The sequence below is a fragment of the Veillonella atypica genome (assembly GCF_041431435.1).
Classification (GTDB): Bacteria; Bacillota; Negativicutes; order Veillonellales; family Veillonellaceae; genus Veillonella; species Veillonella atypica.
This window is the reverse complement of the sequence record NZ_JAPVXV010000002.1, coordinates 294678-303416: the sequence shown is the minus strand read 5'-3', so window position 1 is coordinate 303416 and position 8739 is coordinate 294678. Positions and strand designations below refer to the sequence as shown.

General features: G+C 36.8%; 6 protein-coding genes and 1 pseudogene. 4 read left to right on the top strand and 3 right to left on the bottom strand.

Translation table 11 applies throughout. The features are described from left to right. Positions 1-423: 423 nt before the first annotated feature. The 4 genes and pseudogenes from O3598_RS03960 to O3598_RS03945 all read left to right on the top strand — a co-directional run. A complete protein-coding gene (locus O3598_RS03960; RefSeq protein ID WP_371451880.1) occupies positions 424-2085 on the top strand; it encodes a methyltransferase regulatory domain-containing protein in 1662 nt (553 codons plus the stop codon). Positions 2086-2145: 60 nt separating this feature from the next. Further along, positions 2146-2529: a hypothetical protein gene (locus O3598_RS03955; RefSeq protein WP_119982217.1), complete on the top strand. Its 384-nt coding sequence runs from the start codon at positions 2146-2148 to the stop codon at positions 2527-2529. A gap of 133 nt (positions 2530-2662) precedes the next feature. Then, the gene (locus O3598_RS03950; protein ID WP_316595355.1) at positions 2663-3676 is read left to right on the top strand and encodes an Abi family protein; all 1014 of its coding nucleotides are present in this window, start codon (positions 2663-2665) and stop codon (positions 3674-3676) included. 171 nt (positions 3677-3847) lie between these two features. Beyond that, positions 3848-4069 (top strand): annotated as a pseudogene (locus tag O3598_RS03945) (IS256 family transposase); the annotation flags it as partial. An 18-nt stretch (positions 4070-4087) separates the two neighbouring features. On the opposite strand, the gene O3598_RS03940 reads toward O3598_RS03945, so the two are convergent. From O3598_RS03940 to O3598_RS03930, 3 genes are all read right to left on the bottom strand, one after another. Further along, positions 4088-4777 (bottom strand): hypothetical protein, encoded by a 690-nt coding sequence (locus O3598_RS03940; protein ID WP_371451877.1) that lies wholly within the window; start codon positions 4775-4777, stop codon positions 4088-4090. Next, the gene (locus tag O3598_RS03935) at positions 4759-6210 is read right to left on the bottom strand and encodes an AAA family ATPase (protein WP_371451876.1); all 1452 of its coding nucleotides are present in this window, start codon (positions 6208-6210) and stop codon (positions 4759-4761) included. Before O3598_RS03935 ends, O3598_RS03940 begins: the two co-directional genes overlap by 19 nt. Positions 6211-6392: 182 nt before the next feature. Then, on the bottom strand, positions 6393-8561 hold the full coding sequence (locus O3598_RS03930) for an S-layer homology domain-containing protein (protein ID WP_371451874.1): 2169 nt from the start codon (positions 8559-8561) through the stop codon (positions 6393-6395). Between the last annotated feature and the right edge of the window lie 178 nt (positions 8562-8739).

Here is an 8739-nt window from a genome sequence, read left to right as displayed (position 1 = left end):
GATTTATTTACTTACATAAATATTAACAATCACGATTTCTTCATAAACATGATGTTAATATGTTTATTTACTACAAGTTTTTTCGATATATTGTAAAATGCTATTAAATCATGTTAAATAAGGATATAAAAAGCATTACCTATCAAGAAAAATAAGTGTTTAAATTAGCAAAACTTATCAAATATACCTCATAAAGCATGAATGAGATGTTCATGAATATAACTGCGATAGTAAAGATATAATAGTTAAATTTAAAATTTCTCTGTTGTCTCTATTTATATCTATAAAATGCCGTCCCTATGATCCATGTCATTTGCTATATATAGTATATATATAGGGACATAAACTTTCACCATAAAACCATGTAGTATGATATACTAATCTACAGTAATACATGAGGGAGTGTAGACAAAGGGGTTAATCATGAAAAAAGAAACTAAAAATAAGGCCGCATCAGCCTCTGCTGAAACGACAACAAACAAGAATGTCGTATCTAAACCGGATGCAACGGATACAGCAACGCATACCATGGACGTGCCTACGGATGTGGAAAAGAGTATTAATGATTTAAAAGCATCCTACGATACGTTCCTATATATTTCAAAGCCATTTTCTAGCACGAATATTAATAATTTGTACGCTAAGGCTAAGATTTATGGACTTGATCCGGTGGCGCCGAGCAAGGCGCGCGTATTAGAGCTTGGAGCATCCTGCGGCGGTAATATCATCCCACAAGCGATGTACTACCCTACGGCGACTTTCACAGGCATCGATTTATCCGGCGTACAGGTGGAGCATGGCAAGGAAATCATCGAATCCATCGGCCTTACGAATGTGACGCTACTTGAAAAAAACATTATGGACGTGGATAAGAGCTTCGGCACCTTCGATTACATCATCGTTCATGGTATCTGGTCTTGGGTACCGGACATGGTGAAAGACAAAATTCTCGACATTTGCAGCGAGAATTTATCGAGCCGTGGCATCGCTTATGTATCGTACAATACGTACCCTGGCTGGAAACGCTTGGAACAATTGCGCGATATCATGTTGTACGCGGATAAACGGGCGGAAGATAAGGGTTTATTAGAACGCACGTTGTATACGAAGAGTGTGTTAAAGCTTGTAGCAGAAACGATGAACAGCGACGATCGTTCTCGGGCCCAATCGAATTACAAAATTAACAACATCAATCGGGTATTACAATCTAATGATTATTACGTAGCACACGAGTACTTGGAAACCTACAATGATCCAGTGTATGTATCCGATTTCATCGAACGAGCTCGTCAACACGGCTGTGCCTATGTAGGTGACGAATCATTACAACGATCCTTCATTACCTGGCTTTCAGGAGACGTGGAAAAAAACATTTCCACCCTATCCAACGGCAATTATATCGACAAGGAACAGTTTTACGATTACGTGTACGACACGCAATTCCGCATGAGCCTATTGACGAAACTGTCCAACGAGGACAAGATCAATCACGACGAAACGGTAACCCAAGACATCTTGAACAACCTGTACTTTATGGCGCCGTCTAGAAATGTGAAGGGCGTTCCTGAGGACTGGACCAATACTGTTCACATCGCTATCAAGGTGTTGATGGATACGTTCAAGGAATTCACTGTTCAGGATATCGTCAACTATATTAGTTCCCACTATCCGGGCTATGTCATCGATGGCGACGTGTTATATCAACGTCTGTTCCTACTCATCGTGACTGACAACCTCAACATTTACGGTTCTTCCTATCCTCGCACGCCGTTTGTTGAAAATGAAAGCTACATCCCAGAGCGCTTTATTAAATATATCGAAACCATTGTGGAAAAAGGCGGCAGCCAATACCTCACACCGGGTAACATGTACAACCAAGTGGACGGGGACGTCGACAATGGCCTATTATATGTGATGAAACAATTGGCTAAACCAATCTCTCGGGCCGATTTAATCGCCAACCTCGACGAAAATCTAACTGTTAACCGTACCACTAAGGACGGCTATAACTACGTTGTACCGACCGAAGAATACATGGACGAAGTGTTGACACACATTGAAATGTTGGGGTATTTTGAGAAATAAGATTGCTTCTTTTAAGATACAATCCATAAAGTAAAAACATAGGCAAAAGGAGGTTTTAACATGTCATTTAAAGAATATGAAGTTATTGCTATTCCAAATTCTAATACGATTCTCATTAATTATGGTCTGAGTAAGGGCGCTAAGCGTGGACAAACTCTTAGAATTATAGAAAAAGGCCCTCATATTCTTATAGATGAACATGATTACGGTACTTATGATGCTATAAAAGCAATAGTTGAAATACAGGTACCTTATGAACAATTTTCTGAATGTAAATTATTTAATTATTCAACCATAAATGTGCTCAGTCCTTTACAGTCCTTACTAAAACAAACGAAAAAAGAGGAAATGACTTTATCTGGTGTTACACCTACTCCTATGCCTATGCCACCCACAATAACTCCTATTAGTGTAGGTGACATCGCTCAATTAACAAATGAATAATATGATATATATTGACACTTAACTTTCTTTTATGCTATAAATTAGGTAGTAAAACGATATTGCCTTTGAGCATATCACCATGCCCGCTACTTAATTGTAGCGGGTTTCTTTTTATGCTGGAGTCTATATCTATATGGCCTACGATAAACCCTTTAAAACCTATGATGAACAAATCACTAAGCTACAAAATGACTACGGGCTTATGATTAATGACATCAATTTTGCTAAGCATGCATTAATATCTATATCCTATTACGATCTCGTTAATGGGTACAAAAGTACACTAATGGAAAATGGCAAATTTAAGCCAGGACTATCTATAGAATACCTGTATGAATTGTATTTGCTAGATAAAAGTATTCAGGCTTTTATTATGAAATACAGTCTATTTATAGAGAATATGTTTAAAAATTTGTTAGCCTATTCTATTGCTTCTTCCTTTGGTGTAGATGAAGCAAAATATCTTGATACAAATAACTATCAAGCATATAATTCAGGTGTATCATTTAAAGATAATGTACTTTCAGAAATATTACCTCTTTTAACAGATACAGCTAAATGTAAAATGCCTACTAAACACTATAAAGAAAACCATAATCATATTCCTCCATGGATATTATTTAAAAATATATCATTCGGTGATGCAATTAATTTGTTCTGTGTACTTAATCGTCAAGAAAAAGAGCCTATTACTGATATATTGTTCGAAAATACTCCTGGGATTGAATATAATCAAAGAGTCGATATTATTAGAAACGGCCTTGAAAATGTACGTTCCTTTAGAAATTTAGCAGCACATAATCTTCATTTTGTTCAATTTAGAAGTCATAAATCAATTCAACCTAAACAACTATATAAAATACTGCCTTATCTGATTTATCTAACTAAAGACCTAAAACAACCACTTAATATTGATAAAGTAGCATGCAAAGGCCTCTATTCAACAATATTAATCATACTTTTATTTCTAAAGACACCATATCTAAAAGTATTGTTTATTACGGAATTTAAAAACACCATTTTCAACAATCCAACAGATGAACAAAATCAATTAAGAAGATCATTATTTTCTGATTATTGCAAACTTACGTCTTTACCAAGTAATATCCTTGATAGATTTAGCAAGTTTCAACAAACACTATCCTAAACATATAAACGCAGATAGTCATAGCCCTCAAAATTAAAAGCAGATAGATAACTCAATGAGAGTGAATACGAGGAACTCATTCGCTTACTACTGTGTATACCCAGTAGTTACCAGTTACAATCTTAGTACTAAAAAACGGCTTATAGGACAAAAAGTGTGTGTAAAAACTTCAAAAGACTAAAAGCGGTCTATTGGTGGTGCTATATGCACTCACCAAGACCGCTTTCTATTTCAGATATATTAAATTGTATGCCTACAGATGAATCGATTGCTGCTATCTACAAACGGTTATCTAATTATTGCCAAATAGATCGTTCAATCCCTCAATGGGGTGATGCTCCTGTTTGGAATGAGCTACATATGTCTACAGATTTTCCAACTTATTGGGATTAGTCACACACACTTTTTATCCTATAACCCTATAAAGCATAATCCTAAATTGGAATTACGTTCTAATGAGTGATTATCTTGTTTTATATAATCCCATGATTCTTTATAACCTGTACATTGAGAAAATGTAGACTCACTTATAAATTTAATAAACGCATTTATATCATCATAATACCTTTCGGTAAAATCCAATGAGTTAGCCTTTTTCTCCTCATCAGTAGCATTTGGCTTATCATGTAACACATGATCCAGGTTACAAGACATATAATATATTTTATAAGGAATATTATTCCACATTACAGAGGTCCTTGAACTTAAGGTATTCAAATTCTCACGCTTATGCTCATTTCGCTCGATAGCAACTTGTCGATTTGGGACTATAACAGACTCTAATGTATATAAAAATTTATCTTTTGTCTCATCCTCAATAATGACAGAGTCATCAACAAAAGCTCCATCCATATCAACTAAATGTATAATTTGCTGAACATCCGCAGCTTTAAAATGATTATTTTCAGCATATACCTTAATTTCATTACCTAATCGAGCCTTAATATTAGACTGATTTATTCCTCTTTTAGAGGTAATATCCCCGTACATAATTTTCATATGTACAGTATTACTATCAAAAAATTTAGAAAAATATAATTCTAATGAATCCGCATCAGAAGGTCCTTCAACAATAACAAGCACTATTTTTCGTCGTGCCATTTATATGCACCAGCTTTCCTAAAAGCATAAGAAATTTCAGCATTATTTGTCGATTTATATAATTCTTCGTTCTGTTCCCCAAGCATGATATCTCTATAGTAAAAGTCGCGTAAGTTATTGCTTGTCTTTACATTAACCATTCGCGTATATCGATTGCTAGGATTAGTTGTGGTAAAAGCAATACAGCCTTTATCAAGTGTTTCTAAAGGTCTTAGGTTATGAGATGTAAATATTAATTGGCCTTCACCTTTCTCTGAAATGATTCGTAAAATCTCACCAAGTAGATATTCAAAGATACCCGAGTCTAGCTCATCTATGGCAACAGTAATAGATTTTCTATTATAGACAGAAATTAATAGGCCTAACACAGAAATAATTTTACGTATCCCTTCAGATTCATATTTTAATGGAATATATGTATTTGATTTATAGGATACTAACTCAAATCGCTCTCCGTCTTGATTATCCTGCAATTTTTCCTTACCTAGTGTTTCTACACCTATAGTTAATCCTGGTACAATTTGGGTTAATACCAAATTCATCATAGTTATACTATCTCTAATATCTTGTACAACGGCTATAGGAAATACATTAGGTTGATTTAAGGATAATCCAATCGTACCTACAATATGTCTCGTATCAGCCCGATAGTTAATCTCTAATGGTAGTGCATCGAGACTAATTAAGCCACTATGTTCCGTTGTTACTACAAATAAATCATGATTTCCATACTTCACTAAGTCTGTCAAAATCGAATAGACTAATGCAAAATCTTGATTAGATTCCATCACTTCATTACGACTATGAAGTCGTTTCATAAACTCAGGAGAGAAAATAAAGGATCGCGATTCCGCATTCGCTTGTTTTTTATTTACGATTAGATCTGTAATATCATCAATATCACGACCAACTAGTAAATCTAATTTTGATTTAGGTTTAAAGATTTGCTTAGCCGGTACATTCGTGTCAATTAAAACACTTTTTCTAATATTGGTTTCTACACTTTCAAGCTTATATTGTAAGCGCTCTTTTGTAATACAAATACGATGTTCTCCATCTCTAGTATCATCCGTTATATTACTTTCACCAGTAATCGATGAGGTAATGCCTAATTCCACCTCATAATCTACTAAAATATGTTTATGATTATCCTCTATTAACAATTCAAAATTTAATTCACACGTATGAGAGGCAGAGGATATATTGATATAATCACGAATTGTAGAAGGCAATTTTTGGCCTGTAAGTAATAATTTTAAAATACTAATCGCATCTATAAGTGCCGTTTTACCAGAACCATTTTGACCATATATACCTAATAGACTCGATTTATAGTCCTTTCTTGTATTTATGAAATTGATACGACCGTGTTCAATATTCTTTATATTATCTATCGTCATAGATGCTAAACGAATATATTTGGTAGTGTTCATATACTTACCTCCTAGTATGCTAAGTGTAACACACTAACCATTTATATTCAATTAAATTGCAAAAACGATATTTTATATTACGATTTACTATTTTAATTTACGTTTTGTAATACTACAAATAAAAAACCGATACAAACTCTACTACTAATCGCTAGAGTTCGTATCGGTTTTTTCTCTATATATTATTTTTTATTCACTCTAACTCGTTCAATTGTCGGTTGTCCTTGGCTATTTTTAGCCACTGTGTCAACGCGGAACAATGCCATTTCAGGGCTGAATTCTGTTACCAGTTGTTCATCTACTTGTACGCCATTTTGAAGGGCACGATATACGATTTCTGCAAATTCGTAGCGAGTTAACAAGCGATCACCACCAAATGTACCATCTGGGTATCCTTCTACTAAACCACGACGGGATAGGTCACTCACTGCTTCATATGCCCAATGGTTGCTAGCCACATCTGGGAACAATGTAGTGCGGTCTGCTTTCATATGCGTACCTGCCACATTGTTTAAGAGGGCTGTCAATTTTTGGATTTGTGCATTTTGAAGAGCTACGGTTTTCTTAAGTTCTAGCACTTCTTTACCGATGGCCACGCGAGAACGAGATACATTGCTATGAGCACCGACTTTCACAGAAAGACCTGCATTCACAACAGTTTCCCCATTACCCACAGTGGAACCTACGCTCAATTGAACATCCTCATTAGGACGATAGAACGCGCCTAGTGCAGCAGCATTGCCATTATGGTAATGACCATAGCCAGCCGCAAAGTCCCATTTTGCATCTGGATCAAAGTCGAGCGGATGAAGGGCCGCCAAGGCAGCCGAACCAGCTACGGCCTTGTTAACGCGTTTATCTAAGCGGGATACATCTTTTTTAAGATTCGTTACATCCCCTTGAACGTTGACAGTATTGTATGTATTCACGGATATCATGTCATGTAATCGTTTAAGTTGTGCCACGTTTACCGCATCAGTATCATTTGTACCAGCTGCAACGGATGTGATTTGACGCGTTACGCCATTTGCTACATCACCAACGGACACAGCAGATGCTGTGGATTTCCAGGCAGCAGATGTATCGGTAGATGGCGCATTAGTAAGGATATCATAACCAACTGCACCTGCGGCTACTGTCGCTTTAGAACCACTACCAAGAGCCACACCACCTTCGATGGATACGTCTGTGTTATGACCAAGAGCCACTGCATCGTGAACAGTTGTTGTCGTTCCATTGTCGCTAGAGCCGATAATAACAGCATTATTAGCACCTGTTACGGTACGGTTATCGCCGACGATAATCGTATTCTTAGCGTCAGATACGGTATTCTTAGAACCGATAGCCGTCATATGTTGCACATTCGTAGCTGTATTGCCAACGCCAAGTGCTAAATTGTCCTTGCTTTGGTCACCACGTACGCCCGTAACGGTATTGTTTACACCAATTAGGGATGTACGTAATGTATAATCTGCCTTATTGCCGCCACCGAAGGCCATGGTAGCACCAGCACCATTATAGGATGTAACAGCAGTTTTTAATTTGTCTGCAAAATCCTTCGCGGACGTAGCACCTTCACCAGGCGTGCTGAACGAAGCACTAGAATTAGTGATTTCATTACCCGCACCATATACAAGAGCGCCATTGGAATTCGCTACACGGTTGGCAACGCCAGTAATAGCCGTTGCTACACCTGCCGTGGAGCCACCACTTGTAGATTCAATACTATTGAAAGCACCATTTACGGTAGCCCCGAAGTTTTGAGTAGGTGTTGAGAAACGACCACCTGTGTAGGAGGAACTAATGACATTGTATGTACCTGTAGTAGTGGTAAAAGCACCGTTGCTAAAGCTATTAGCACCGACTGTTGTTGCATAGACGTTTAAACTGGCACCACGAGTACCATTATTATCTGTATCTATCGTAGTATCGCCAATAGCACCACGGTAGTTATGGGAACCAATCATGGTACTGCCAGTACGAGCAAATGTGTTATTACCAATCGCAACAGAACCCACTACCTTAGATGGATCTGCCGGTACACGAGCAGAGGACCAAAAGCTACCAGAATATGATGTTTGCCCCATGCCCACAGCTGCTTCTGCACCACCTGCCATATTTTCAACATGCGCATTGGCACCAATAGCTACGCTGCCATTTTGACCAACATAATTCTCTACCTTTGCTTTGTTGCCCACTGCAATATCTTGTGTATTGTTGGCACTACTACCTGTCCCATAAGCAATACCATTACCAGCACCTACCGTAACATCCGCTGCACTAGCCACACATAAACTGGATAACAACATACCATTAATCAATATCGCCAATAAGCGTTTCCGTTTGTTCATAATCTTCCCTCTCTATTTACAAACAAATACATAATACGATCTCTCACTCATCATTTCTTCATGATGTTTACATGAATTATATTATCATATTTTAAATATTTGTAAATAGTTTATTTATAATTATATAAATTTATTAACAGATTTATAAGATAATTAATATAATAAAAAACGGATAGCT